Origin of the sequence: Brevundimonas sp. SGAir0440, from assembly GCF_005484585.1 — a bacterium.
Classification (GTDB): domain Bacteria; phylum Pseudomonadota; class Alphaproteobacteria; order Caulobacterales; family Caulobacteraceae; genus Brevundimonas.
On sequence record NZ_CP039435.1, the window covers coordinates 1,622,305 to 1,648,044 of the forward strand.

At 66.6% G+C, this 25,740-nt stretch carries 24 protein-coding genes; 13 read left to right on the forward strand and 11 right to left on the reverse strand.

Translation table 11 applies throughout. The features are described from left to right. Positions 1-86 precede the first annotated feature (86 nt). Positions 87-4,283, forward strand: coding sequence for a DNA-directed RNA polymerase subunit beta' (gene rpoC / locus E7T10_RS07990; protein WP_137721397.1), 4,197 nt, complete (start codon positions 87-89; stop codon positions 4,281-4,283). 122 nt (positions 4,284-4,405) lie between these two features. After that, on the forward strand, positions 4,406-4,537 hold the full coding sequence (locus tag E7T10_RS16025) for a hypothetical protein (protein ID WP_256371837.1): 132 nt from the start codon (positions 4,406-4,408) through the stop codon (positions 4,535-4,537). 3 nt (positions 4,538-4,540) lie between these two features. On the opposite strand, the gene E7T10_RS07995 is transcribed toward E7T10_RS16025, so the two are convergent. Beyond that, positions 4,541-5,296, reverse strand: a complete 756-nt coding sequence (locus E7T10_RS07995) for a hypothetical protein (RefSeq protein WP_137721398.1) — start codon at positions 5,294-5,296, stop codon at positions 4,541-4,543. A gap of 454 nt (positions 5,297-5,750) precedes the next feature. Between E7T10_RS07995 and rpsL the strand changes: the two genes are divergently transcribed. The 4 genes from rpsL to tuf all read left to right on the forward strand — a co-directional run bounded on the left by rpsL (position 5,751) and on the right by tuf (position 10,205). Beyond that, positions 5,751-6,125, forward strand: coding sequence for a 30S ribosomal protein S12 (gene rpsL / locus E7T10_RS08000; RefSeq protein WP_008260482.1), 375 nt, complete (start codon positions 5,751-5,753; stop codon positions 6,123-6,125). Positions 6,126-6,206: 81 nt separating this feature from the next. Beyond that, on the forward strand, positions 6,207-6,680 hold the full coding sequence (rpsG, locus tag E7T10_RS08005) for a 30S ribosomal protein S7 (RefSeq protein ID WP_017506744.1): 474 nt from the start codon (positions 6,207-6,209) through the stop codon (positions 6,678-6,680). A 146-nt stretch (positions 6,681-6,826) separates the two neighbouring features. Continuing rightward, positions 6,827-8,905 (forward strand): elongation factor G, encoded by a 2,079-nt coding sequence (gene fusA / locus E7T10_RS08010; protein WP_039248504.1) that lies wholly within the window; start codon positions 6,827-6,829, stop codon positions 8,903-8,905. A 109-nt stretch (positions 8,906-9,014) separates the two neighbouring features. After that, entirely contained in the window at positions 9,015-10,205 is a 1,191-nt protein-coding gene (gene tuf, locus E7T10_RS08015) for an elongation factor Tu (protein WP_017506879.1), read from the forward strand. A gap of 264 nt (positions 10,206-10,469) precedes the next feature. Here the strand turns inward: tuf and E7T10_RS08020 are convergent, their stop codons facing one another. The 3 genes from E7T10_RS08020 to E7T10_RS08030 form a co-directional block, all read right to left on the reverse strand. Next, positions 10,470-11,357 carry a pentapeptide repeat-containing protein gene (locus tag E7T10_RS08020; RefSeq protein WP_137721399.1) on the reverse strand — a complete coding sequence of 296 codons (888 nt, stop codon included), beginning with the start codon at positions 11,355-11,357 and terminating at the stop codon, positions 10,470-10,472. Between the two features lie 81 nt (positions 11,358-11,438). Further along, the gene (locus E7T10_RS08025) at positions 11,439-11,930 is read right to left on the reverse strand and encodes a pentapeptide repeat-containing protein (protein WP_137721400.1); all 492 of its coding nucleotides are present in this window, start codon (positions 11,928-11,930) and stop codon (positions 11,439-11,441) included. 57 nt (positions 11,931-11,987) lie between these two features. Continuing rightward, positions 11,988-14,516, reverse strand: a complete 2,529-nt coding sequence (locus E7T10_RS08030; RefSeq protein ID WP_137721401.1) for a TSCPD domain-containing protein — start codon at positions 14,514-14,516, stop codon at positions 11,988-11,990. A gap of 205 nt (positions 14,517-14,721) precedes the next feature. Here E7T10_RS08030 and E7T10_RS08035 point away from each other — a divergent pair, with 205 nt between their 5' ends. The 3 genes from E7T10_RS08035 to E7T10_RS08045 are packed head-to-tail and all read left to right on the forward strand — an operon-like array spanning position 14,722 to position 16,129. Continuing rightward, a complete protein-coding gene (locus E7T10_RS08035) occupies positions 14,722-15,114 on the forward strand; it encodes an NADH:ubiquinone oxidoreductase subunit NDUFA12 (protein ID WP_039247905.1) in 393 nt (130 codons plus the stop codon). 2 nt (positions 15,115-15,116) lie between these two features. Further along, positions 15,117-15,764, forward strand: coding sequence for a DUF2155 domain-containing protein (locus E7T10_RS08040; protein WP_246845965.1), 648 nt, complete (start codon positions 15,117-15,119; stop codon positions 15,762-15,764). A 26-nt stretch (positions 15,765-15,790) separates the two neighbouring features. Then, positions 15,791-16,129: an EF-hand domain-containing protein gene (locus E7T10_RS08045; RefSeq protein WP_055808511.1), complete on the forward strand. Its 339-nt coding sequence runs from the start codon at positions 15,791-15,793 to the stop codon at positions 16,127-16,129. Here the strand turns inward: E7T10_RS08045 and lepB are convergent. The 5 genes from lepB to aroQ form a co-directional block, all read right to left on the reverse strand. After that, positions 16,126-16,890 (reverse strand): signal peptidase I, encoded by a 765-nt coding sequence (gene lepB, locus E7T10_RS08050; protein WP_137722589.1) that lies wholly within the window; start codon positions 16,888-16,890, stop codon positions 16,126-16,128. The two genes, E7T10_RS08045 and lepB, sit on opposite strands and share 4 nt — an antisense overlap. Before the next feature lie 78 nt (positions 16,891-16,968). Beyond that, complete coding sequence (gene aat / locus E7T10_RS08055; RefSeq protein WP_137721403.1) at positions 16,969-17,649, reverse strand: leucyl/phenylalanyl-tRNA--protein transferase; 681 nt, start codon at positions 17,647-17,649, stop codon at positions 16,969-16,971. 132 nt (positions 17,650-17,781) lie between these two features. Beyond that, positions 17,782-19,134 (reverse strand): acetyl-CoA carboxylase biotin carboxylase subunit, encoded by a 1,353-nt coding sequence (gene accC, locus E7T10_RS08060; RefSeq protein ID WP_137721404.1) that lies wholly within the window; start codon positions 19,132-19,134, stop codon positions 17,782-17,784. A 3-nt stretch (positions 19,135-19,137) separates the two neighbouring features. Next, a complete protein-coding gene (gene accB / locus E7T10_RS08065; protein ID WP_055808514.1) occupies positions 19,138-19,629 on the reverse strand; it encodes an acetyl-CoA carboxylase biotin carboxyl carrier protein in 492 nt (163 codons plus the stop codon). Positions 19,630-19,676: 47 nt separating this feature from the next. Then, on the reverse strand, positions 19,677-20,123 hold the full coding sequence (aroQ, locus tag E7T10_RS08070; RefSeq protein ID WP_137721405.1) for a type II 3-dehydroquinate dehydratase: 447 nt from the start codon (positions 20,121-20,123) through the stop codon (positions 19,677-19,679). Positions 20,124-20,474: 351 nt separating this feature from the next. Between aroQ and thiS the strand changes: the two genes are divergently transcribed. Further along, positions 20,475-20,675 (forward strand): sulfur carrier protein ThiS, encoded by a 201-nt coding sequence (thiS, locus tag E7T10_RS08075; RefSeq protein WP_210416065.1) that lies wholly within the window; start codon positions 20,475-20,477, stop codon positions 20,673-20,675. Positions 20,676-20,736: 61 nt separating this feature from the next. After that, positions 20,737-21,519: a HisA/HisF-related TIM barrel protein gene (locus E7T10_RS08080; protein ID WP_039247919.1), complete on the forward strand. Its 783-nt coding sequence runs from the start codon at positions 20,737-20,739 to the stop codon at positions 21,517-21,519. A gap of 128 nt (positions 21,520-21,647) precedes the next feature. On the opposite strand, the gene udk is transcribed toward E7T10_RS08080, so the two are convergent. Next, on the reverse strand, positions 21,648-22,295 hold the full coding sequence (udk, locus tag E7T10_RS08085) for a uridine kinase (RefSeq protein WP_039247924.1): 648 nt from the start codon (positions 22,293-22,295) through the stop codon (positions 21,648-21,650). Positions 22,296-22,465: 170 nt separating this feature from the next. Between udk and E7T10_RS08090 the strand changes: the two genes are divergently transcribed. Continuing rightward, on the forward strand, positions 22,466-24,094 hold the full coding sequence (locus E7T10_RS08090) for a long-chain-fatty-acid--CoA ligase (protein WP_137721406.1): 1,629 nt from the start codon (positions 22,466-22,468) through the stop codon (positions 24,092-24,094). A gap of 18 nt (positions 24,095-24,112) precedes the next feature. Then, complete coding sequence (locus tag E7T10_RS08095; protein ID WP_137721407.1) at positions 24,113-24,781, forward strand: DUF1499 domain-containing protein; 669 nt, start codon at positions 24,113-24,115, stop codon at positions 24,779-24,781. Here E7T10_RS08095 and E7T10_RS08100 read toward each other — a convergent pair. Further along, positions 24,778-25,680, reverse strand: coding sequence for an MBL fold metallo-hydrolase (locus tag E7T10_RS08100; protein ID WP_137722591.1), 903 nt, complete (start codon positions 25,678-25,680; stop codon positions 24,778-24,780). The genes E7T10_RS08095 and E7T10_RS08100 overlap by 4 nt on opposite strands. Positions 25,681-25,740 lie beyond the last annotated feature (60 nt).

Genomic DNA, 25,740 nt, shown 5'->3' on the forward strand with positions numbered 1-25,740 from the left:
CGTCACGACTCACGATTCACTCATCACGGCGCCGTTCCCCCTCTGAAAAGATTTGACGCAGCCTTGGGCTGCAGAAGGAAACCAAGATGAACCAGGAAGTCCTGAACATCTTCAACCCGGTCCCGGTCACCCCGACCTTCGACCAGATCAAGATCGCCCTGGCCTCGCCCGAGAAGATCCGTTCGTGGTCGTTCGGCGAGATCAAGAAGCCGGAAACCATCAACTACCGCACGTTCAAGCCCGAGCGTGACGGCCTGTTCTGCGCGCGTATCTTTGGCCCGACCAAGGACTACGAATGCCTGTGCGGCAAGTACAAGCGCATGAAGTACAAGGGCATCATCTGCGAGAAGTGCGGCGTCGAAGTCACCCTGGCCCGCGTTCGCCGCGAGCGCATGGGTCACATCGACCTGGCCGCGCCGGTCGCTCACATCTGGTTCCTGAAGTCGCTGCCCAGCCGCATCTCGCTGATGCTGGACATGGCGCTGAAGGACGTCGAGCGCGTCCTGTACTTCGAGAACTACATCGTCACCGAGCCGGGGCTGACCCCGCTGAAGCAGAACCAGCTGCTGACGGAAGACGAGTTCTATCGCTACCAGGAAGAGTTCGGCGATGACGGCTTCACCGCCGAAATCGGCGCCGAGGCCGTCCGCAACCTGCTGATGGGCATCGACCTGAACGCGGAAGCCGAAAAGCACCGCGCCGAGCTGGCCGACAATCCCTCGGAAATGAAGGCCAAGAAGGCGTCCAAGCGCCTGAAGCTGATCGAGGCCTTCCTGGAATCGGGCAACAAGCCCGAGTGGATGATCCTGACGATCGTGCCGGTCATTCCGCCGGAACTGCGTCCGCTGGTGCCGCTGGACGGCGGTCGTTTTGCGACCTCCGACCTGAACGACCTGTATCGCCGCGTCATCAACCGCAACAACCGCCTGAAGCGCCTTATGGAGCTGCGCGCGCCGGATATCATCATCCGTAACGAAAAGCGGATGCTGCAGGAGTCGGTCGACGCCCTGTTCGACAACGGCCGTCGCGGTCGCGTGATCACCGGCGCCAACAAGCGTCCGCTGAAGTCGCTGGCCGACATGCTGAAGGGCAAGCAGGGTCGCTTCCGTCAGAACCTGCTGGGCAAGCGCGTCGACTATTCGGGCCGTTCGGTCATCACCGTGGGTCCGGAACTGAAGCTGCACGAGTGCGGCCTGCCCAAGAAGATGGCGCTGGAGCTGTTCAAGCCGTTCATCTATGCGCGTCTGGACGCCAAGGGCCTGTCGGGCACTGTCAAGCAATCCAAGCGCATGGTCGAGCGCGAGCAGCCCGCCGTTTGGGACATCCTGGACGAGGTCATCCGCGAGCACCCGGTTCTGCTGAACCGCGCGCCGACGCTTCACCGTCTGGGCATCCAGGCGTTCGAGCCCAAGCTGATCGAGGGCAAGGCCATCCGCCTGCACCCGCTGGTCTGCACCGCCTTCAACGCCGACTTCGACGGCGACCAGATGGCCGTTCACGTCCCGCTGAGCCTCGAGGCCCAGCTGGAAGCGCGCGTCCTGATGATGTCGACCAACAACATCCTGTCGCCCGCCAACGGCAAGCCGATCATCGTGCCGTCGCAGGACATCGTCTTGGGCCTGTACTATCTGTCGCTGGTCAAGGACGGCGAGCCGGGCGAAGGCAAGCTGTTCGCCAACATCGGCGAGATCGATGCGGCGCTGGACGCCAAGGTCGTCACCTTGCACACGCGCATTAAGGCGCGCTGGACGGAACAGGACGCCGAAGGCAAGGAGGTGACCAAGGTCATCGACACCACGCCGGGTCGCATGAAGCTGGCCGCCCTGCTGCCGCGTAACCCGAACGTCGGCTATCGCCTGCTCGAGAAGAACCTGACCAAGAAGGAAATCGGCAATCTGATCGACGTGGTCTATCGCCACTGCGGTCAGAAGGCGACGGTCATCTTCGCCGACCAGATGATGGGCCTGGGCTTCCGCGAAGCCGCCAAGGCCGGCATTTCGTTCGGCAAGGACGACATCGTGATCCCGGCCAAGAAGGTCGAGCTGGTCGCCGAGACCCGCACCCAGGTCGAGGAGTACGAGCAACAGTACGCCGACGGCCTGATCACGCGCGGCGAGAAGTACAACAAGGTGGTCGACGCCTGGTCCAAGGCGACGGACCGGATCGCCGACGCCATGATGGGCGAGATCGCGCAACCGCGCGTGCTGATCGAGGGTGAAAACCCCGACATCAACTCGGTCTTCATGATGGCCAACTCCGGCGCTCGGGGTTCGCAGGCGCAGATGAAGCAACTGGGCGGCATGCGCGGCCTGATGGCCAAGCCGTCCGGCGAGATCATCGAGACGCCGATCACCTCGAACTTCAAGGAAGGCCTGACCGTCCTTGAATACTTCAACTCCACCCACGGCGCCCGTAAGGGTCTGGCCGACACCGCGCTGAAGACCGCCAACTCGGGTTATCTGACCCGTCGTCTGGTGGACGTGGCGCAGGATTCCATCGTCACCGAGCAGGATTGCGGCTCGACGCGCGGCATCACCCTGCGTGCGGTGATGGAAGGCGGCGACGTGCTGGTCTCGCTGGGTCAGCGCATCCTGGGTCGCTATGCGGCCGAGGACATCAAGGAGCCAGGCACAGACACCGTCCTGTTCCCCGCCGACACCTATCTGGTGGAAGAAATCGCCGAGGCCGTCGAGGCTGCGGGCGTCCAGTCGGTCAAGGTCCGTTCGGCCCTGACCTGCGAGGCGGACGCCGGCATCTGCGCCCACTGCTACGGCCGTGACCTGGCGCGCGGCACCAACGTCAACATCGGCGAAGCGGTCGGCGTCATCGCCGCCCAGTCGATCGGCGAGCCGGGCACTCAGCTGACGATGCGGACCTTCCACATCGGCGGTACGGCCCAGGTGGCGGAAACCTCCTTCATGGAGGCGACCAACGCCGGTACGGCCAAGGTCACCGGCCCGACCGTCGTCGCGGCCCACGGCGACCTGGTGGCCATGAGCCGTAACGTCATCGTGACCGTGGTCGTGGACGGCAAGGACCGCGAGACGCACAAGGCTCCTTACGGCGCCCGCATCCGCGTCAAGGACGGCGACGAGGTCAAGAAGAACCAACGCCTGGCGGAGTGGGACCCCTACACCACCCCGATCCTGACGGAAGTCGGCGGCGTCGTGCGCTTCGAGGACCTGGTCGAAGGCCTGTCGGTCATGGAAGAAACCGACGAAGCGACGGGCATCGCCCAGCGCGTCGTCAGCGACTGGCGCGCCAGCCCGCGTGGTTCGGACCTGCGTCCGGCCATGGGCGTCACCCTGGGCGACGCCTACGCCAAGCTGTCGTCCGGTTCGGACGCCCGCTATCTGCTGCCCGTGGGCGCGGTTCTGTCCGTGTCGAACGGCGATGAGGTCAAGCCGGGCGAGATCATCGCCCGCGTTCCGACCGAAGGCGCCAAGACCCGCGACATCACCGGCGGTCTGCCGCGCGTCGCCGAACTGTTCGAAGCGCGCCGTCCGAAGGACTGCGCGGTCATCGCCGAGATGGATGGTCGCGTCGAATTCGGTCGCGACTACAAGAACAAGCGTCGCATCAAGATCACGCCCGAGCCCAACGCCGACGGCGTGCAGGGCGAACCGGTCGAGTTCCTGATCCCGAAGGGCAAGCACATCTCCGTCCACGACGGCGATCTGATCCAGAAGGGCGACTACATCATCGACGGCAACCCGGATCCGCACGATCTGCTGCGCATCCAGGGCGTCGAGGCGCTGGCCGAGTATCTGGTGAACGAAGTGCAGGAGGTCTATCGACTGCAGGGCGTGCCGATCAACGACAAGCACATCGAAGTCATCGTGCGTCAGATGCTGCAGAAGGTGGAAGTGCTGGATTCGGGTGAAACCACCCTGATCCGCGGCGACACCGTCGAAGTCGCCGAAGCCGTTCTAGAAAACGCCAAGGTCGAGAAGCGCGGCGGCCGTCTGGCCACCACCCAGCCCGTCCTGCTGGGCATCACCAAGGCGTCGCTGCAAACCCGCAGCTTCATCTCGGCGGCGTCCTTCCAGGAGACCACCCGCGTCCTCACCGACGCCTCGGTCCATGGCAAGAAGGACATGCTGGAAGGCCTGAAGGAAAACGTCATCGTCGGCCGCCTGATCCCGGCCGGCACCGGCGCCTACCTGCGCAGCCTGCAGAAGATCGCCAACGCGCGTGATGCGGAACTGACCTCGGCCCTGGAAGAGGCGATCGAGCCGCTGCCGGCCGATCTGCAACTGGAGCTGGAGAGCAGCGAGAGCTGATCTTCCGCTTCCCTAGCGAAGACCTGAAGAGGGCGGCGCCGGCGACGGCGCCGCCCTTTTCCTGTGACTTGACGCGTGCCCGGATTGCGGTGTGCTAAGTCAGGGTTGTGTGGAGGGTCGCCATGACGAAAGCCGACAAGGTGCTGTGGGGCCTAACGGCTGTGATGCTGTCGCTCCTAGTCGTCGTGGAAGCCAAGACGATGATGATCAACCTCGGCGCGGCCATGCACGACGCCTATTGCCAGGATCACTAAGGGTCAGTCTTCCCTACCTCCGATTTGAAGTCCTCCGACGCTTGCAGAAAAACCCTGGCGGCGGCGTTCGCCTCGATTGATCGTCGTCTCCGCGCCTTGACGCATGTCAACGCCGGGGACGTCAGGCAATAGGGCGCCGGCGCAGCCCGTGCCGAAGTTAGAGCCGACGCAGTCCGCCGGACCCACCACGCCGACACCGCCGGACAGAGGACGACGTCGCGCCTCCCATTCGGCCAGACGCCGTGCGCCCTCGCGCGCAAAGGCGGCGTCGCGCTCGGGGTTGCCCGTGCCGGTGATCGGGGCGGCGTTCATGCCGCGTCGCATGGCGTCCTCGCGGCAATGGGCGCGCTCGGCGGCGTTGAGCTGTTGCGGCGTGGTGCAGCCGATCAGGCCCTGACGCAGGACGCGGGACATGGCCCCGGCGCGGTCGTTCGGATTGACCGTCCAGGCATCCGGCGGCGCGGGCGCGCCCTGAGGGGTGGGCGCGGCGATCCGCGGACGGATCGGAGACGGGCGGACATCCTGCGGCGTCTGTTGAAGGGAAGGGGGCGTTTGAACCGTCGGGCGCGCGTTCCGCGCTGCGGCCGCCACGTCGTTGATTGCGCGCGCCTGGACCGGCGTTCTAGGCCGCTCGTCGGGCAGCAGGGGGCGGGGCGTGATGTCGACGTAGATCGGCGGCTGTTCGGGCGCGACGAGGTCTCCCTCTATGCCTAGGGCCGTGAACGACAGGATGGCGATCAGCGCGGTGTTGATCGCCACCGACGCCGTCGCCAAACCCGCTTTTCGCCAGTCGAGGCGTCGGTCGGGTCGCGTCACCTGTGCAAACGCCAATGCGTCGTCCCCCTTGCTCCAATGCAAGCTGTGCTAGAAGCATGGCCGCTTTCGGGCAGAAGGCGAACCGACGACAAGGGAAGCAACGCCTGGTTTCTGCTCTGAAGATGAGCGTCGCCTTGACCTTCGCGCCCATCGCGCGTAGAAGCCGCCCACTTTCGAGGCGTGACCGGTTCGCCGGTCACTGAGATCGTGACAATCTAACGGACGGGCTGTGCCCGCCGGAACGCCCAAAGCGCGCGTTCCGGTTTTTCTGTTTGGGTGGTCGCGCGATCAGTCTCGATGACACCCGGGCGAGGGGATGGTCCCCCGTTCACAAGAAGGCGAGAGGCGCTTCGGTCGAAAGACACACGCCTCCATCAGAAGTCGAGACGAGTTTCGAATGCCTACGATCAACCAGCTGATCCGCAAGCCGCGCAAGCCCAAGCCCACCCGCAACAAGGTGCCGGCTCTGGAGGGTTCGCCCCAGCGTCGCGGCGTCTGCACCCGCGTTTACACCACGACCCCGAAGAAGCCGAACTCGGCTCTGCGTAAGGTCGCCAAGGTCCGTCTGGCCAAGAACGGCTACGAAGCCGTGTGCTACATCCCCGGCGAAGGCCACAACCTGCAAGAACACTCGGTTGTTCTGATCCGCGGCGGCCGCGTGAAGGACTTGCCCGGCGTTCGCTACCACATCCTGCGCGGCGTTCTGGATACCCAAGGCGTCAAGGACCGCAAGCAGCGTCGTTCGCACTACGGCGCCAAGCGTCCGAAGTAAGCCATTCTTCTCCGGGCCGTCGCGCCCGGAGGCCTTTTCGAGATCATCCCGGCGCTGGTCGGGCACTGCAAGGAATACCCCATGTCGCGTCGTCACCGCGCCCAGAAACGTGAAGTTCTGCCGGATCCCAAGTTCGGGGACCTGGTCGTCACCAAGTTCATGAACTACGTCATGTACGAAGGTAAGAAGGCCGTCGCCGAGAACATCGTGTACGGCGCCTTCGATATCCTGGCCGAGAAGAAGAAGGACCAGGAGCCGGTCGCGACCTTCCACGCCGCTCTGGAAAATGTCTCTCCGTCGGTCGAAGTGCGCTCGCGTCGCGTCGGCGGCGCCACCTATCAGGTGCCCGTCGAAGTCCGTCCGGACCGCCGCCGCGCCCTGGCTATCCGCTGGCTGGTGAACGCTGCGCGCAAGCGTGGCGAGAACACCATGACTGAAAAGCTGGCCGCCGAACTGCTGGACGCTTCGAACAACCGCGGCACCGCGGTCAAGAAGCGCGAAGACACCCACAAGATGGCCGAAGCCAACCGCGCCTTCAGCCACTATCGCTGGTAATGCCTTCAAAGCGTCATCTGCGCTGACTATCTAAGGGTTTCCGGTGCGGGCGGTTTGAGCTAAATCGCCCGCACTCGCTTATCCGAACACCGACATCCTTCCGTGGGCGCCCTTAAGCGTCCTGAAAACTTTCAAGGCACGTTTCCATGGCACGTACGCACGCGCTCCAGGACTACCGCAACTTCGGCATCATGGCCCACATCGACGCGGGTAAGACGACGACGACCGAGCGGATCCTGTATTACACCGGCAAATCCCACAAGATCGGCGAAGTCCACGACGGCGCCGCCACCATGGACTGGATGGACCAGGAGCAGGAGCGCGGCATCACCATCACGTCCGCCGCGACGACCGCCTTCTGGCAGAACAAGCGTCTGAACATCATCGACACCCCAGGCCACGTGGACTTCACCATCGAAGTCGAGCGTTCCTTGCGCGTCCTCGACGGCGCCGTGACGGTGCTGGACGGCAACGCCGGCGTCGAGCCGCAGACCGAAACCGTCTGGCGCCAGGCTGACAAGTACAAGGTTCCGCGCATCGTCTTCGTCAACAAGATGGACAAGATCGGCGCCGACTTCGACGCCTCGGTCGAGTCGATCCGCGACCGCCTGGGCGCCAAGGCCGTGCCGATCCAGTTCCCGATCGGCGCCGAATCGTCGCTGTCGGGTCTGGTCGACCTGGTCCGCATGACCGGCGTGGTCTGGGACAACGACGGCCTGGGCGCTTCCTACAAGGACGTGCCGATCCCCGACGACCTGATGGAAAAGGCGGTCGCCGCGCGTCAGTACCTGATCGACAACGCCGTCGAGCTGGACGACGAGGCGATGGAAGCCTACCTCGAAGGCAACGAGCCCGACGAAGCCACCATCAAGAAGTGCATCCGTAAGGCCGTTCTTACCGGCGCCTTCTATCCGATCCTGTGCGGCTCGGCCTTCAAGAACAAGGGCGTGCAGACGCTGCTGGACGCCGTCGTCGACTATCTGCCGTCGCCGCTGGACATCCCGCCGACCCCGGGCATCGACTTCAAGACCGAAGAGCCCGTCGTGCGTAAGGCCTCGGACGAAGAGCCCCTGTCGGTCCTGGCCTTCAAGATCATGGACGACCCCTTCGTCGGCTCGCTGACCTTCTGCCGCCTGTATTCGGGCAAGATGGAAACGGGCATGAGCCTGCTGAACTCCAGCCGCGACAAGAAAGAGCGCGTCGGCCGGATGCTGCAGATGCACTCCAACAACCGTGAAGACGTCAAGGAAGCCTACGCCGGCGACATCGTCGCCCTGGCCGGCCTGAAGGAAACCCGCACGGGCGACACCCTGTGCGACCCGATCAAGTCGCCCGTCATCCTGGAGAAGATGGAATTCCCGGCGCCGGTCATCGAGATCTCGGTCGAGCCCAAGACCAAGGGCGACCAGGAGAAGCTCGGCGTCGCCCTGGCCAAGCTGGCCTCGGAAGATCCCTCCTTCACCGTCTCGACCGACCACGAGTCGGGCCAGACGATCCTGAAGGGCATGGGCGAGCTGCACCTGGACATCAAGATCGACATCCTGAAGCGCACCTATAAGGTCGAGGCGAACATCGGCGCGCCGCAGGTCGCCTATCGTGAATCGCTGGGCCGCAAGGTCGACATCGACTACACGCACAAGAAGCAGACCGGCGGTACGGGCCAGTTCGCCCGCGTCATGATCACCTTCGAACCCGGCGAGCCGGGCTCGGGCTTCGTGTTCGAGAACTCGATCGTCGGCGGCGCGGTGCCGAAGGAATACATCCCCGGCGTCGAAAAGGGCCTGAACTCGGCCAAGGACAACGGCCTGCTGGCCGGCTTCCCGCTGATCGACTTCAAGGCGACCCTGACGGACGGCAAGTTCCACGACGTGGACTCCAGCGTGCTGGCGTTCGAAATCGCGGCCCGCGCCGCCTTCCGCGAACTGAAGGAAAAGGGTTCGCCCAAGCTGCTCGAGCCGATCATGGCGGTGGAAGTCGTGACCCCCGAGGAATACCTCGGCTCGGTCATCGGCGACCTGAACGGCCGTCGCGGCATGATCCAGGGTCAGGACATGCGCGGCAACGCCACCGTCGTGAACGCCTTCGTGCCGCTGGCCAACATGTTCGGCTATGTGAACACGCTGCGCGGCATGTCGCAGGGCCGCGCCCAGTTCACCATGCAATACGACCACTACGAACCGGTGCCGCAACACGTCGCCGACGAAGTGATCAAGAAGTACGCCTAAGCTTTCCCTTTTCGGAAAGCCCGCCTATATGCGCCCGGACCGTAAGGACCGGGCGTCCTTAACCCCCAAACTGCAGGAACCCCGGTTCGGGGACCTTAGGAGCTAGAAAATGGCCAAGGAAAAGTTCGAACGGACGAAGCCGCACTGCAACATCGGCACGATTGGTCACGTTGACCACGGCAAGACGACGTTGACGGCTGCGATCACGATGACGCTGGCGAAGGCCGGCGGCGCGAAGGCGATGAACTACGCCGACATCGACGCTGCGCCGGAAGAGAAGGCCCGCGGCATCACGATCAACACCGCGCACGTGGAATATGAGACGGCCAACCGTCACTACGCCCACGTCGACTGCCCCGGCCACGCCGACTATGTGAAGAACATGATCACCGGCGCCGCGCAGATGGACGGCGCGATCCTGGTGGTGTCGGCCGCTGACGGCCCGATGCCGCAGACCCGCGAGCACATCCTGCTGGCCCGTCAGGTCGGCGTGCCGGCCCTGGTGGTCTTCATGAACAAGGTCGACCTGGTCGACGACGAAGAGCTGCTCGAGCTGGTCGAGATGGAAGTGCGCGAGCTGCTTTCGTCGTACCAGTTCCCCGGCGACGACATTCCGATCACCAAGGGTTCGGCCAAGGCCGCGACCGACGGCGTGAACCCGGAAATCGGCGAACAGCGCGTTCTGGCCCTGATGGAAACCGTCGACGCCTACATCCCGCAGCCGGAGCGTCCGGTCGACCTGCCGTTCCTGATGCCGGTCGAAGACGTGTTCTCGATCTCGGGCCGCGGCACCGTGGTCACGGGCCGCGTCGAGAAGGGCATCATCAAGGTCGGTGAGGAAGTCGAGATCGTCGGCATCCGTCCGGTCCAGAAGACGACCTGCACGGGCGTGGAAATGTTCCGCAAGCTGCTGGACCAAGGTCAAGCGGGCGACAACGTCGGCGTGCTGCTGCGCGGCACCAAGCGTGAAGACGTCGAGCGCGGCCAAGTGCTGTGCAAGCCGGGCTCCATCACCCCGCACACCAAGTTCCTGGCTGAAGCCTACATCCTGACCAAGGAAGAAGGCGGTCGTCACACCCCGTTCTTCACGAACTATCGCCCGCAGTTCTACTTCCGCACGACGGACGTGACCGGCATCGTTCAGCTGAAGGAAGGCGTCGAGATGATCATGCCGGGCGACAACGCCGAGCTGAACGTCGAGCTGATCACCCCGATCGCGATGGACCAGGGCCTGCGCTTCGCCATCCGTGAAGGCGGCCGCACCGTCGGCGCCGGCGTCGTGGCCAAGATCATCGCCTAAGACGGCATCCCTTCGGCCTAACGCGCTCACGCGCTGCTTGAGGCCGGTTGGATACAGAGTAGCGTAACAGAGCGGCCCCCGGAGCCATCCGGGGGCCGTTTTGCTGTCTGGGCGATCGGCGGACTGAATGAGCGACGGCGGCCGCCAAGACGGCATTGAGCCGCGTCTTGCTGCAGTCCGGCTAGGCTTGGGGCCGCGCCGGCTTCTGGATCGCTGACAATCTTGGTGAGCGGGTTTCGCCCTGAGGCGAGGAGCGCCTGGGCGCTAGTTCTGCGCGTTGACGAAGTTGCGCACGCGGGGCGGGACCGGCGGCGTGGGCGGAGCGCGGATTACGCGGATCGTGCTGCTGCGGCAGGCCTGGGGCGTCAGGCGGCCGGGCAGGCGGGTCGAGCCGTCGCCGCAGGCCTCGCTGATCTGCTCCTGCGTCAGGCCGCGCGCGCCCGACAGGTCGGCGCCGCGAATGTCTGTGCGACGCAGCGAGGCGTTGGAGAAGTCGGCGCGAGCGAAGGTTCCGCCGGTCAGACGAGCTCCATCCAGACTGGCGTTCGGGAAGTGGGCGCCGGTGAAGTCGCCGCCCGACAGATTGGAAGCGTTGATCTCGGCGTTGGAAAAGTTGGCGCCGGACGCCCGAACATTCGCCAGGGTGGCGCCGAACAGTTCAGAGTTGGAGAAGTTGGCGCTGGCCAAGGTGGCGCCGGTGAAGTTGACCCCGTGCATCTCGCCGCCCGACAGGTCGGCTCGGCTCAGATTGGCGCGGACGAAGGATGATCCCTGGGCTTCAGCGCCGACGATACTGGCGCCGGTGAAGTTGGCCAGGGTGAAGTTGGCGCCGACCATCTCGACGCCGCCCATGTTGGCGCGGCTGAAATCACTGCCGGTGAAGTTGGAGCCCATCATTTCGGCGCCACGCAGATTGGCGCCGACCAGGGTGGCGTTCATGAAGCTGGCGCCGGTGAAGGTGGCGCCCGACAGATTGCGGCCGGACAGTTCGCAGCGGTTGCAGGAGCCGCCCAGCGACACCGAACGGGCCACGTCGCGGTCCTGCATCGACATCTCGACCCCGGCGAAGGCGGGGGAGGCGGCGAGCGCCAGTCCCAGCGTCAGCAGGGCCAAGGTGGGGCGGACCCGGATATGTTCAGCGATCTGTTTCACGCACTCTGAATGCCTCGAAAGCCCGGCGGCACCTACTTAAATCGAGGTAACTTCATGAAATCGAGGTAACGTCGGCGCCGCTCAGCAGGCCGGAATGCGCAAGCCCCGAGGCAGGACGGTGGAGCCGTCGCCGCAGGCCCGGTTCAGTTGGGCCTGGGTCAGGCCGGTGGCCCGCGCCAGCTGGGCGCCCGACAGATTGGTCCCCGAAAGGGTCGCGCCGGCGAAGCTGGCGCCCTCCAGATAGGCGCCGACGAAACTGGCGTTGGTCAGGTTGGCGCGCGAGAAGTTGGAGCCGGAGAAGACGCCGCCGTAGGCCTCGACGTCGCGCATGTCGGCGTTGGAGAAGCGCGTGCGGTTCATGACGCTGAGGCTGAGGTCCGCCTGACGCAGGCGAGCTCCGGCTAGGTTCAGGCCCCGCGCCTCCAGCCCCGAAAAGTCACCCTGAAAAAGATTGCAACCGGCGCAGGAGGCGCCGCGTCGCACGCTGGCGATCTGGCCCGCGTTCTGGGCCAGCGCAGGCGCGGCGACGGCCAGCAGGGCGGCGATCAGGCCGAGAGAAAGTGTGCGTTTCATGGACCGGGCTCCGACGTTCGATCGTCTGTCAGCAAACCCTAGGCCATAACCCTTAACCTAGCCCTGATCGCCGCCCTGAAGCGCCGGGGCCGCCCCGCAGGTGTCGCAGACCCAGGCGGCGCCGCGTTGCTGCAGGCTGAAATCGCCGCAGGCGGGGCAGGCGACGGCCTCGCTGTTGGCGGCGGCGCGGGCTTCCGGCTCGCCCTTCTTGCCGAAGGGCAGGACGACCAGATTGTCGGGCGCGGAACCGCGAGCGAACCCTTTGGAGATGAAGCGGGCGGCGGGCACGGCCGCGTTGGCGTCGGGCTTTCCGTCGCCCAGATCGTCGGGGTTCTGCGACTCCGTTTCGGCGTTGGCCAGCTCGACGCGGTCCAAGTAGGAGACGCCCAGTTCGCGGAAGATGTAGTCCAGGATGGAGGTCGCCGACTTGATGGAATCGTTGCCAGTGACCCGGCCGGCGGGCTCGAACCGGGTGAAGACGAAGGCGTCCACGAACTCGTCCAGCGGCACGCCGTATTGTAGGCCGATCGAGATGGCGATGGCGAAGTTGTTCATCAGGCTACGGAAGGCGGCGCCTTCCTTATGCATGTCGATGAAGATCTCGCCCAGTTCGCCGTCTTCATACTCGCCGGTGTGGATATAGACCTTGTGGCCCCCGACGGCGGCCTTCTGGATATAGCCCTTGCGCCGGTCGGGCAGTTTGCGGCGCGCGCGTTCGCGCTCGACCACGCGTTCGACGACCCGTTCCGTCGGAGCCGGGCGGGGCGCTTCGCGGGCAGGTTCAGGGCGGACGGCGTCGAGCGGCGGCAGGGAGAGCAGCGGGCCGGCGGGCGGCGCGGCGCGCGACAGGCGAAGGGCGCGACGGCCGTCCAGGGCCCCCTGGCTCAACAGGCGCGCGGCCTGGGTGGAGGTCGTGCGCCAGTCCATCGATTCGATCGCGAGGTCCGGCATGTCGCTGAACGGCTCGACGGCGCGCCGCAGCTCGGCCGCCGCCGCCGCCGGATCGGCCAGCAGGGCGGCGACGCTGCCCGGCGCCTCGGGCCAGTCGCGCAGATCGCCATGACCGAAGACCCAGCGCGTCGCCGCCGTCTCCGCCTCTTCCGACACGCCCAACAGGGTCAGCAGCAGACCATCGCCGTCTTCCACGCCCAGGACGTCGCGGATAAAGCCGGGGTCCAAGACGGGGGCGGCGAAGACCGTGTCGAAATCCTCGGCCCAGCCCAGGGCGGTCTCGATGGCGGCCAGTTCGATGTCGGTGAAGCCCAGGGCGCGCAAGGCTGTGTGGTCGATGCCTGGCGCCTCGACCAGGGTGCGGCGACCGAACGTCCACCGCTCCGCCGCCTGGACATCGCCGCCCGCCGCCATGATGGCCGCAGCAAGCGCGGGGTGCAGCCGGCGACCGATCTCGCCGTCCGCCGTCTGGAACACGTCGACCGCCGCGACGCGGCCCAGGCCCAATCGCAGCCGCGCCTCTGCATCGTCGACGAGCAGGCCGATGGCCGAATGGCGACGCGGCGTCTCCGGGTCTTCCCAGTCGGGGTAGGGGCCGCGCAGGCTCGCCAGTTCGGAGGAGGTCTGGGCTGCCGTCGCCGCAACCAGTTCCGCGAACGTCTGCGCCTGAGACGTGCGGTCGTCGTCTGCCGCGAGGGCCTCCAGCAGGCCGTCCAATCCCAGCGCGATGGGACCGGGGTGGGCGGACTGTAAGTCCAGCGCCACCGTCAGCAGGCGGATCAGATCCGCCAGATTGGTCGGCATGTCTCCGTCGAGCGCCAGGACGGCGCCTAGGTCGATCAAGGCCCGCGCAGTCTGCGCCGTCGCGGCCTCCGCATCGCGCGGATCGAAGGCGACGATCAGACCGCCGTCCAGCGCCGCCGCGGCTGCCAAGAAGGCTTCGGGCGCGCCCGCCGCGATCTGGGTCCGGTCCGCCAGGGCGACCAAAGGCGCGCCTTCGGCGATCGGCTCCAGGGCCAGCGCGGGCCGTTCGCCGTCGATGGCTCTCAGGATATCGGCGTCGCTGGCGCCGCACCGCCGCGCCAGGGCCGCGGCACGGCCCAGGGCCGGATTGCGCGAAGGGTCGCCGCAGTCGCCGCGCGGGCCTTCGCAGCGATCGACCGCATCGGCCACGCCGGCCAGCGCCTCGGCCAGGGCGTCGGCCGCCCGGGCCCCCAGACGCGCGGCCGCGCGCCGCCCGGCGTGCGCCTTGAGCCGCGCCGCCGCTCCGGGATCGTTCAGGTCGACGACGCCGACGGCCGCAGGTCCGGACGCCGCCGGCGCCGCCAGGCCCAGTCTGAAGACACCCGACAGCTCTTCGACGAACGCGGCGGCCTCGGCCCGGTCGAACACGCCCTCGGCCACGCCTGTCGCGGCCAGTCGCTGCGCCCAGGCGTCGACGCCGCCGTTCAGCCAGTCGCCGGAAAGGGGCGTTGCGAACCCTTTCGCCTCGATCCAGTCCAGCCAGGCCTCGATCCGGACGTCGGACCAGCCGGCGGGGGTCAGGACCTGTTGCACGCCGGATGGGCGCTCGATGGCGCGGGTCTCCATCGCGACTCGTTCGGCGCGAGCGGCGAAGCCGGATTGAAAGCGCATGGCGGCGTCTCTCCGAAAGGTTTGGAGAAGCCTAAGATGCACACGCGACTTAGCCAATACATCTGGTGTCGCAGGGCGGGTTTGCCCACAAGATATCGATTCACCGCAAGTCGCTTGAACGCTGGACGAAGAGGGCGTGGGTTTCTATGATCCGCACCAGACGCCGCTCCCTTTCCGGCGACCCCTTACGGTTGGATTCCACGACGTGTTGAGCAAGATTTTCGGCTGGTGGGAGGGCGCCACGATCGGCACCCGGTTCACCATCGCCAAGCGCGGTCGCTTCGTCGGCCAGGACGAGAACGGCAATCGCTATTACGAGAGCCGCGACAACGTCAGCTACGACGGCCGCAAGCGTCGCTGGGTCATCTACGACGGCTATGCCGAGGCGTCCAAGGTGACGCCCGACTGGCACGGCTGGCTGCACTACACCTTCGACCAGCCGCCGACCGAGCAGCCGCTGCCGCGTCGCGCCTGGGAGAAGGAGCATCTGCCCAATCTGACCGGCACGCCCCTGGCTTGGCGTCCGCCCGGCTCGCTGGCCGGCGACGCCAAGCGCCCGGCCGCGACCGGCGACTATCAGGCCTGGACGCCCGAGTGAAAATGCGCCGCATCCTGTTGGGCGCGGCGTCCGTCGCGGCCGTGCTGAGCGCCGGCGCGGTGACCGCCAGCGTGCTTCAGGACGCGCCGCGCGATGCGCGTCCGGTCCAGGATCCGATCGGCGACATTCTGCGCACCACCCCGGCCCAGCCCTCGGTCCCGACCGAGACGCCGCCTGCGGGCGCGCCGGCTCCGCGCTCTCCGGTCGCCGTGGCCCCGCCGCCCAACGTCGTCATCGCCGAGGACGCCGCCGTCGAGGAAAAAGCCGAGGCGGAGGTCGCGGCCGAAAAGCCCGTCGCGACCAAGGCCATTGACCAGCCCGCCACGCCCGCGCGCCGCCAGCGTCGCAAGTTCGCGATCATCCAGGCCATCGACAAGGTCACCGCCGAGACGATGAAGTTCGAGGTCGAGGTCGGCGGTCGCCCCGTGCGCTTCAACCAGAATCTGATCTTCGCGGCCCGCGCGTGCGAGGTGACGACGCCCGACGAACTGACCGAAGACGCCATCGCCTATATGGACGTCTCGCTTCAGGCGCGCGGCCGGCAGGAAGGCCGCCAGATCTTCCGCGGCTGGATGTTCGCCTCGTCGCCCGCCGTCAGCGGCATCCAGAACCCCTACTACGACGCCTGGGTCGTCGGCTGTAAGAACTAAGCTCTGACGCCGCGAGGAGGCGCGCCATGGATCGCAACAAGCCGCCCAAGAAGACCGAAACGGTCGAAATCCGACTGCCTCACGCGACCAAGACCGCCTTCATGGCGCGGTGCCGTGACGAGGGGCGGACGGCCAGCGACGCCATTCGCCGCTTCATAGACGCCGAGTTGAACGCGACGTCATCCGCGCGTCCTCAGCCCCGCCTGAGCTGGCGACCTTTGCTGGCCGCCGCCGTCGCGGGCTTGGCGCTGGGCGCCGTCGCCGCGCCCTCCCTGGCCCAGTCGTCGCCCACCCGCGCCGATTTCGACCGGCTGGACCGCAATCACGACGGCGTCGTCAGCTTCGATGAGTACCGCGCACGCTAGCGGATGCGGACCAGGAATCGGTCCCACTGAAGGTTCAGCCACGTCCAGGGCTTGAACAGGCCTGCGCCCGGCTTCCATGAGGCCAGCACCACCTCGGCCCGGCCGATGATGTTTTCGGCCGGCAGCAGGCCGACGCCGATCTCGGGCGGCCAGCGGCTGTCCAGCGAGTTGTCGCGATTGTCGCCCATCATCAGATAATGGCCCGCCGGCACGCGGCGCACAGGCGTGTCGTCGCCCGGCAGACCCGGCCCGCCGTCGTAGGTGACATAGGATCGTCCATCGGCCAGGGTCTCGCGCACCTGCTGGACCCGTCGCTGCGGCGCATCGTGATCGGCGACGATATCCAGCCGGGTCTGGCGCACCGGATCGCCATTGACGAAGACGACGCCGCCCCGCACCTGAACCGTATCGCCCGGCAGGCCGACGACGCGCTTGATCCAGGCCTCGCTGGGGTCGCGCGGCAGGCGGAACACTACCACGTCGCCGCGCCTCGGTTCGCGTCCGAATAGCCGTCCCGGCGACATCGCCGGATTGAACGGCAGAGACGCCGTGCTCCAGCCATAGGGATATTTCGACACGACGATGTAGTCGCCGGTCACCAGCCCCGGCTCCATCGACGACGAGGGGATGGTGAAGGGCTGGAACAGGACGATGCGGATCGCGAGCGCCAGGATGATGGCGAAGACCAGCGTCAGGGCGATCTCTCGCACCTCGCGAAGAAAGGACGGGCGAAGCGGGGCTTTGGGCGGGGTCTGGGTCATGCCGCCATTGACCGTCAGACCGTGAGAAGACGCCAATCCGAACCTGTCGGGACAGGCCTCAAATCGTGTCCGGACAGACTAGGCGCTGGCCGAGGCGACGGCTTCTGCGCCGGTCAGGGGCGCGCGCAACGCTCTTTGGTTCGGCCTGACCGAAAGCGCCGGTTGAAGCCGCTCCAGATAGGCCGCCTGTGAGGTCTCTACCGCCCCGAACTGGCTGAGATGGTCGGTCAGGAACTGAGCGTCCAACAGGGTCCAGCCGCCCTTTCGCAGGCGCGCGACCAGATGCACCAGAGCGACCTTGGAGGCGTCGCGCTCGCGGCTGAACATGCTCTCGCCGAAGAAGGCCCCGCCCAGCGACACGCCATAAAGCCCGCCGACCAGCCGCTCGTCACGCCAGCACTCGATGGAATGGACGAAGCCCATGGCGAACAGGGCGGCGTACAGCCGCCGGATCGGGCCGTTGATCCAGGTGTCTTCGCGATCCGGCCCTTGCGCCGCCGCACAGCCGTCCAGCACCGCTTCGAAGGCGGTGTCGACCCGCACCTCGAACGGTTCGCCCCGCACGGTGCGACGCAGGCGGCTGGGGATGTGGAAGGCGTCCAGCGGAATGACGCCCCGCTGTTCCGGCTCGATGATGAAGACGCGCGGATCGTCGCGCGCCTCGGCCATCGGAAACACGCCCCGGGCGTAACAGGCCAGCAGGTCCTCGGGGCCGAAACCGCCGAAAGGCCCGCTGGCGCTGAAATCGGGGTCGGTCATCGCCTATTCCTAAAGGCCGTCATCCTCGCCCTTGTGGCGAGGATCCATACGCCCGGTGCTGCGAGCGGCACACCGCGTCGAAGACGGAGTTTATGGATTCTCGGCACAAGGCCGAGAATGACGAAAAGAAAATCAGGCGTCGCCCTTCTGACGGGCCGCCCATTTCTCCAGCCAGTGGATGTCGTAGTCGCCCGACAGGATGTCCGGCTCGGCCAGCAGCTTCTGGAACAGGGGGATGGTCGTATCGACGCCGCCGATGACGACCTCGTTCAGCGAACGCTTCAGGCGCGCGATGGCCTCTTCGCGGTCGCGACCGTGGACGATCAGCTTGCCGATCAGGCTGTCGTAATAGGGCGGGATCGAATAGCCGGCGTAGATGGCGCTATCCAAGCGCACACCCAGGCCGCCCGGTGCGTGGAAGTCGGTGATCTTGCCCGGCGACGGGGTGAAGGTCTCCGGGTTCTCGGCGTTGATCCGCACCTCGATGGCGTGGCCCTCGAAGTGGATGTCCTCCTGGGTGAAGGACAGCGGCAGACCGGCGGCGATGCGCACCTGTTCACGCACCAGATCGACGCCGGTGATCATTTCCGTGACCGGATGCTCCACTTGCAGGCGGGTGTTCATCTCGATGAAGAAGAACTCGCCGTCCTCCCACAGGAACTCGATGGTGCCGACGCCCAGATAGCCGATGGCGGCGATGGCCTTGTTGACCGTCTCGCCGATCTTCTTGCGACCCTCGGCCGACAGGGCGGGCGAGGGGGCCTCTTCCAGCACCTTCTGGTGACGGCGTTGCAGCGAGCAGTCGCGCTCGCCCAGGTGCACGACATTGCCGTGGCTGTCGGCGATGACCTGGATTTCGATGTGGCGTGGCTTCTGGAGGTAGCGCTCCATATAGACGGCGCCGTTGCCGAAGGCGGCCAGAGCTTCCGACTGGGCGGTCTGGACCGCCTCGACCAGATCGTCAGGCGTCAGGGCGACCTTCATGCCGCGTCCGCCGCCGCCCGCCGCCGCCTTGACGATCAGGGGGAAGCCGATGGACTTGGACGCCTCGATCGCCGCCTCGACGGTCTCGACCTCGCCATCCGAGCCGGGGACGACGGGGATGCCGGCGTCCTTGACCGTTTGTTTGGCGCTGATCTTGTCGCCCATGACCCGGATATGCTCGGGCTTGGGACCGATGAAGGTCATGCCGTGGGCCTCGACGATCTCGGCGAAGCGGGCGTTTTCGGACAGGAAACCGTAGCCGGGGTGGATCGCCTGGGCGCCGGTGATTTCCGCTGCCGCGATGATCGAGGGGATGTTCAGATATGACTTGGCGGCCGAGGCGGGGCCGATGCAGACGCTCTCGTCGGCCAGCCGCACCCACATGGCGCCGCGGTCGGCTTCGGAGTGCACGGCGACGGTGGAGATGCCCATCTCCTTGCACGCCCGGTGGATGCGCAGCGCGATCTCGCCGCGGTTGGCGATCAGGACCTTCGTGAACACGGCTTAGGCTTCCAGCAGGACGAGGGGTTCGCCGAACTCGACCGGCTGGGCGTCGCCGACCAGGATTTCGGCCACAACGCCGTCGCGCGGCGCCTGGATCGGGTTCATCGTCTTCATGGCTTCGACGATCAGCAGGGTCTGGCCCTTCTTGACCTTGTCGCCGGGCTGGACGAAGGCCGGGGCCTCCGGCGAGGCCTGCAGATAGGCGGTGCCGACCATCGGCGACTTCACCTCTTCGCCGGCGCGGGCGACGATCGTGGCGGGATCCGACGGCATGGCGGCCGGCGCAGCAGCGGCGGCGGGCGCAGCGGCGACCGGAGCGGGGGCGGCGGCGTACTGAACCGGGGCGGCGTTGACGGTGACTTCGCGCGCCACGCGGATGCGCAGTTCGCCGCGCTCGACTTCGACTTCCGTCAGATCGGTCTCGTTCAGGATCTCGGCCAGCTGGCGAACCAGGGCGGCGTCGATTTCGGCGTGTTTCTTGTCATCGGCCATTGCAGTTGCGCCTTGTCTTTCGTGGTCTTTGATAAACGGGACGGGGCTCAGCCGCGTTCCCGAACCTGGGTGAGGGCCGCCTGAACGGCCAGTTCATAGCCCGCCGCGCCGAAGCCGGCGATGACGCCGGTCGCTGCGGAGGACACATAGGAGTGATGGCGAAACGCCTCGCGCGCCGCCGGATTGGACAGATGCAGCTCGATCACCGGGATCGACAGCGTCTTCAACGCATCGTGCAGCGCGACCGACGTATGCCCATAGGCCGCCGGATTGAGGATCAGGGCGTCCGCGCCTTCGCGCGCTTCCTGGATCCAGTCCACCAGCACGCCTTCATGATTGGTCTGGCGAAACACGATCTGCGCCTTGCCGGCCGCCCGGACGCAGCGCTGCTCGATGTCCGCCAGGGTGTCGCGGCCATAGATGTCCGGCTCCCGAACCCCGAGCAGGTTCAGATTGGGGCCGTTCAGCACATGGATGACGGGCGTTTCGGCCATGGTTCCAGAATCGATCCGGCGCAGCGCGGCGCAAGAGGGGCCTTTTAGCGGACGCAGGGCGTGGGTCAAACGCTCGCGGCGTCGAACCTTCCCCAACGTTATGTGCGATGGCGTGGATTTCGCAGCGCCGGCCGCCATCGTCCCTGGTCGGGACAGCCTGAGGGAAGCGCCGAGGATGCGCCAGGACGGCAAACTGATCCTGAGAACCGTGGTGGCGACCTTCGCGGCCCTGGCCGTTGCGGTCGGCGCCTTCCTGTTCGAGGCGGGCTGAGCGCACAGTCTGGCGAAGCGGCCTGTCACCGTCTATCTGACGCGCGACGGTCGGCGAGGCGAAGGTCAGGGAGAACGCGCGTGCACCAGATCCATCTCAACGGCGAGCCGTGTCAGGTCCAGGCCGCCACCATCCTGGCCCTGGTCGAGGAACTGTCTTTGGATCCGCGCAAGGTCGCCGTCGAACGCAATCTCGAGATCGTGCCCAAGTCCCTGTACGCCGCCACGCCGGTGGCCGCAGGCGACCGTATTGAACTGGTCCAGTTCGTCGGCGGCGGGTGATCAGATCAAATCCGGCTACGACGGGTTCCCCCGCGCGCCTGAGAGGCCTAGGTCAGCACCTATGACCGATACAGCCAATGAAACCTGGTCCGTCGCCGGCCGCACTTTCAACTCGCGCCTGATCGTGGGCACCGGCAAGTACGCCGACTACGCCCAGAACGCCGCCGCCGCCGAGGCGGCCGGGGCCGAGATCGTGACCGTCGCCGTGCGGCGTGTGAACCTGTCGGACCCGACCCAGCCGATGCTGGTCGATTATGTGAAGCCGGACCGCTTCACCTTCCTGCCCAACACCGCCGGCTGTTTCACGGGTGAGGATGCGGTCCGAACCCTGCGCCTTGCGCGCGAGGCCGGCGGGTGGAGCCTGGTCAAGCTGGAGGTGCTGTCCAACACCGCCCACCTTTATCCCGACATGATCGAGACCCTGCGGGCGTTGGATCTGCTGATCAAGGACGGCTTCGACGTCATGGTCTATTGCACCGACGACGTGGTGATGGCCAAGCGGCTGGAAGACGCCGGCGCCGCCGCCATCATGCCCGCCGCCGCCCCGATCGGCTCAGGGCTCGGCATCCAGAACGAGGTCAATGTTCGCCTCATCGTCGAACAGGCCAAGGTGCCGGTTCTGGTCGACGCGGGCGTCGGCACGGCCTCCGACGCGACCCGCGCGATGGAACTGGGCTGCGACGCCGTCCTGATGAACACCGCCATCGCCGGGGCCAAGGACCCGATCCGCATGGCCCGCGCCATGAAGCACGCCGTCATCGCCGGCCGCGACGCCTATCTGGCCGGCCGGATGGCCAAGCGGATGTATGCCGACCCGTCGTCGCCGCTGGCGGGACTGATCTAAGCGGTCCTCACTCCACACAGGAGAAGTGGGCTGGCGTGACGACGGTTGAGGGGGCTGCTAGGGCGCAGTTTCATCGTCACGATCACGCGGCGTGCAGATAGGCCAGACCGCATCTGAGACCTGTAATCCTAATCGTCCAGCAGGGCCTGCAGCAGCGGATGGGCCAGGACCGGTGCAGCCAGACGCACCACGGCCTGCGGGTCTTCCAGGCGGACGGCGGCTGTCGCGTCGGCGACGATGAAGTCGGCGTGTGTGCGGGACGGTTCGGTCAGGCGCTCGTGGCCCGGACGCACCGTGGCCAGATATTGCGCCACGACCGAATCCGCCGACCGGCCCCGCTCGGCCTGGTCGCGCAGCAGGCGGCGGATGAAGCGGATGTCGGCGGGGGTGTCCACGAAGACCCGGATGTCGAACAGGGCGGTCAGGTCGGGGGTGCACAGAACGTGCGTGCCCTCGACGATCACCACCTCGGCCGCCGGGATCGGCTCGCCGCCCGGCTCGCGGCCGTGGTGGATGAAGGAATAGACCGGCGCCGTCACCGCGCGCCCGGCCTTCAATGCCTTCAGGTCCGCGATCATCAGGTCGTGATCGCGCGCCGTCACATCGTCGAAGTCGAAGGTCGCGGCGTCGAAGCCGGGCAGGGAGGCCGCGTCCTTATAATAGCTGTCCTCGCGCACCAGCACGGCCGACCCTTCGGGCAGGGCCGAAACCAGCGCCTCCGCCAGGGTGCTCTTGCCGGAGCCGGAGCCCCCCGTGATCGCGATCAATATGGTCATGGGCGGCCTTCTAGAGCGGTCGCGCCGCCAGCGCCACCGGCGACGATCCGCCGCGCCGCGGCTGACGCCCCAGTTGACGTTGGGTCACGTTGCTTATCGCCGATCACCGATGTTAGCGTCGGTGCAAGCGTCGCATCAAAGCAGACGCATCCAAGGGACAAGGATACGACATGCTGGGCTTGATGCAGGACTGGCCGCTGACGGTCGACAAGATCATCGACCACGCCAAAAACTGGCATGGCGAGCGCGAGGTGGTGACGCGCTCGGTCGAGGGGCCCATCGTCCGCACGACCTACGCCCAGATTCACGACCGGGCCAAACGCGTGTCCAGCGCGCTGAAGGATTGGGGCGTCCAGCCGGGCGACCGCGTCGCCACCCTGGCCTGGAACACCGCCAACCACATCGAGGCCTGGTACGGCATCATGGGCATCGGCGGGGTGTGCCATACCCTGAACCCGCGCCTGTTCCCCGAACAGCTGGTTTACATCATCAATCACGCCGAAGACCGGATCATTTTCGTCGACCTGACCTTCGTGCCGCTGCTGGAAGCGATCCTGCCGCATATCCCCAAGGTCGAGCGCGTCGTCATCATGACCGACGCCGCCCATATGCCGCAGACGAAGCTGCCCAAGGCCGTCGCCTATGAGGACGCGATCGCCGGTCAATCGACCGACGTGGTCTGGGGCGACTTCGACGAACAGACGGCCTGCGGCCTCTGCTACACCTCCGGCACGACGGGCAATCCGAAGGGGGTGCTGTATTCGCACCGCTCCAACTTCCTGCACACCTTCATGGGCCTTCAGGCCACGGTGATGGGCGCCACGCCTAAGGAGGTGATCCTGCCGGTCGTGCCGATGTTCCACGCCAACGCCTGGGGCATCGCCTTCGCAGGCCCCGCCGCCGGCACCAAGCTGGTGATGCCGGGCGCCAAGATGGACGGTCAGTCGATCTATGAGCTGATCGAACAGGAGGGTGTCACCTTCTCGGCCGCCGTGCCGACCGTCTGGCAGGGACTGTTCGCCCACATGAAACAGAACGGTCTGGGCTTCTCGACCCTGAAACGCGTGCTGATCGGCGGCTCGGCCTGCCCCGAAAGCCTGATCCGCGGCTTCCAGGACGATTTCGGCGTCGAGGTGACTCATGCTTGGGGCATGACCGAGACCTCGCCCATCGGCACCATCGCCAACCTGCCGCCCGAAATCCTGAAGCTCTCGTACGACGAGCAGATGAAATACCGCCTGAAGCAGGGCGTGCCGCCGCTGGGCGTCGAGTTGAAGCTGAAGGACGAGGCGGGCGCCGAACTGCCTCACGACGGCGCGACCTTCGGTCGTCTGATGGTCAAGGGGCCGACGATCAGCCGCGCCTACTTCAAGGAAGACGGCTCGATCCTGGACGACGAAGGCTTCTTCGATACCGGCGATGTGGCCACGGTCGACGACCTGGGCTTCATGCAGATCACCGACCGCGCCAAGGACGTGATCAAGTCGGGCGGCGAGTGGATCAGCTCCATCGAGATCGAGAACATCGCCGTGGGTCACCCCAAGGTCGAGATCGCCGCCGTCATCGGCGCGCCTCACCCCAAATGGGACGAACGGCCCGTGCTGATCCTGAAGCTGAAGCCCGACGAGACGCTGGACAAGCAGGAGCATCTGGACTTCCTGACCGGAAAGATCGCCAAATGGTGGATGCCCGATGACGTGATCGCCGTGGACGACATCCCGCTGGGCGCAACCGGCAAGATCGACAAGAAGCTTCTGCGCGACCGGATGAAGGACTATCGTCTGCCGACCGCTGCCTAAGTGAGAACCGGAGCCTGAATGCCGACCAGAAAGCCCGTTCCCGCCATTCTGCCCTGGCTGACGGCGCTTGCGGCGGCGCCCTTCGTGCTGGTCGTGGCGGCCGTTACGGCGACGCGGTTCGGCGGGCTCGATTTGGCGATCGGCTATGACCTGCTGACCTGGACCGTGGCGCGCCTCCTGGCCTGGGTCGGCTTGGCGGCGGCTCTGACGGCGGCGGTGCTGGCGCTGCGCGATCTGAAGGGCAGGGGGATCTATGCGTTGGCGGCGCTGGTTCTGGCGGGCGGGACCGTCGCCGGCTTCGTGCTGCGTCAGGGCCAGGATGCGACGCCTCATCCACGTGACGTCAGCACCAATCTAAATGAGCCCCCCGCCCTGCCGCGCGCCGCCGGCGTGCGCAGCGGCGCGCCGCAGACCTGTGACGGCGTGGACGCCATCCCGACCCAGGTTCTGGCCCAGCAGGCGACCTCGGCGCTGGTCGACGCCGGCTTCGTCGTCACCCGCGCGACAACCTTCCAAGTCGAAGCCGTGCACGCCGGCGCCTGGTTCGGCTTCGCCACCGACGCGGTCGTTCGGATCCGCCCCGGCCGCACCGACATCCGCGTCGCCGCACGCGGCAGCCGTCCCGACGGCGGCGCCACCTGCCGCCTCGCCGCGAAGATCACCCGAAACCTGGAAGCGGCACGCTAGGCAAGCCGGAACTGCGCCGACAGGCCGGGCGCGCCGTCGCTGATCGCCGCGCCGTCCTCGACCAGCTTGATCAGATGCGCCAGGACCGACAGCGACGCCGCCGGCCACAGCCTTTGATCCACGGCCGCATAAAGGACCGGGATCATCTCGGCGATCATGCGATCCCCCGCCGCCAGCCGCTGAAGCACTTGCGCCTCCCGCTCCAGCCGATGCGCGCGATAGGCCTCCAGAAACGGCCGCACCTGCCTCACCGGCGCTCCATGCGTCGGCCACAGCACGTCGAAGTCGCGTGCGATCACCGCGTCCAGGCTGGCCATATATTGGCGCATGCTCCCATCCGGCGGGGCCACGACCGTCGTCGACCAGCCCATGACATGGTCGCCGCAAAACAGCGCGTTCTCCTCGCTCAGAGCGAACGCCATGTGATTTGACGCATGGCCGGGCGTGAACATCGCCTCGATCGTCCAGCCGTCGCCCGCGATCATCTCGCCGCCCGTCAGCACCACATCGGGCGCGAAGTCGGCATCGTCATCTTCATCGAGCGCACCCGACGCATGCGTTTCCCGCACCGGAGGCCGAGCCGCCCCAATCTGTGCTCCGGTCGCCTCGGCGAACGGCCGGGCCAGCGGCGCATGATCCCGATGCGTATGCGTCACCAGAACATGGCTGACGCGCCGCCCCTCGACCGCCGCCAACAGCGCCGCCAGATGCGCTTCATCCAGCGGCCCCGGATCGATCACCGCGACCTCGGCGCCTGCCTCCGGCCGGCCGACGATATAGGTCCCCGTCCCGGTGAAGGTGAAAGGCCCCGGATTGTCGGCGATCACCCGCTGGATCAAAGGCGACACCTGATCGCGCCGCCCATAGGCGAAGTCGAACGTCCTTACGAACGGGATCATCGTCACGGCCGCGTTTGGCGCAGAGCTTGCGTTAACGTCTCGGTAATCATGCCTGGAGCG

Coding starts and splice junctions, on each gene's coding strand:
- rpoC (WP_137721397.1), top strand. CDS start 87: ATGAACCAGGAAGTCCTGAACATCTTCAACCCGGTCCCGGTCACCCCG.
- E7T10_RS16025 (WP_256371837.1), top strand. CDS start 4,406: ATGACGAAAGCCGACAAGGTGCTGTGGGGCCTAACGGCTGTGATGCTG.
- rpsL (WP_008260482.1), top strand. CDS start 5,751: ATGCCTACGATCAACCAGCTGATCCGCAAGCCGCGCAAGCCCAAGCCC.
- rpsG (WP_017506744.1), top strand. CDS start 6,207: ATGTCGCGTCGTCACCGCGCCCAGAAACGTGAAGTTCTGCCGGATCCC.
- fusA (WP_039248504.1), top strand. CDS start 6,827: ATGGCACGTACGCACGCGCTCCAGGACTACCGCAACTTCGGCATCATG.
- tuf (WP_017506879.1), top strand. CDS start 9,015: ATGGCCAAGGAAAAGTTCGAACGGACGAAGCCGCACTGCAACATCGGC.
- E7T10_RS08025 (WP_137721400.1), bottom strand. CDS start 11,930: ATGAAACGCACACTTTCTCTCGGCCTGATCGCCGCCCTGCTGGCCGTC.
- E7T10_RS08030 (WP_137721401.1), bottom strand. CDS start 14,516: ATGCGCTTTCAATCCGGCTTCGCCGCTCGCGCCGAACGAGTCGCGATG.
- E7T10_RS08040 (WP_246845965.1), top strand. CDS start 15,117: ATGCGCCGCATCCTGTTGGGCGCGGCGTCCGTCGCGGCCGTGCTGAGC.
- E7T10_RS08045 (WP_055808511.1), top strand. CDS start 15,791: ATGGATCGCAACAAGCCGCCCAAGAAGACCGAAACGGTCGAAATCCGA.
- lepB (WP_137722589.1), bottom strand. CDS start 16,890: ATGACCCAGACCCCGCCCAAAGCCCCGCTTCGCCCGTCCTTTCTTCGC.
- aat (WP_137721403.1), bottom strand. CDS start 17,649: ATGACCGACCCCGATTTCAGCGCCAGCGGGCCTTTCGGCGGTTTCGGC.
- accB (WP_055808514.1), bottom strand. CDS start 19,629: ATGGCCGATGACAAGAAACACGCCGAAATCGACGCCGCCCTGGTTCGC.
- aroQ (WP_137721405.1), bottom strand. CDS start 20,123: ATGGCCGAAACGCCCGTCATCCATGTGCTGAACGGCCCCAATCTGAAC.
- E7T10_RS08080 (WP_039247919.1), top strand. CDS start 20,737: ATGACCGATACAGCCAATGAAACCTGGTCCGTCGCCGGCCGCACTTTC.
- udk (WP_039247924.1), bottom strand. CDS start 22,295: ATGACCATATTGATCGCGATCACGGGGGGCTCCGGCTCCGGCAAGAGC.
- E7T10_RS08090 (WP_137721406.1), top strand. CDS start 22,466: ATGCTGGGCTTGATGCAGGACTGGCCGCTGACGGTCGACAAGATCATC.
- E7T10_RS08095 (WP_137721407.1), top strand. CDS start 24,113: ATGCCGACCAGAAAGCCCGTTCCCGCCATTCTGCCCTGGCTGACGGCG.
- E7T10_RS08100 (WP_137722591.1), bottom strand. CDS start 25,680: ATGATCCCGTTCGTAAGGACGTTCGACTTCGCCTATGGGCGGCGCGAT.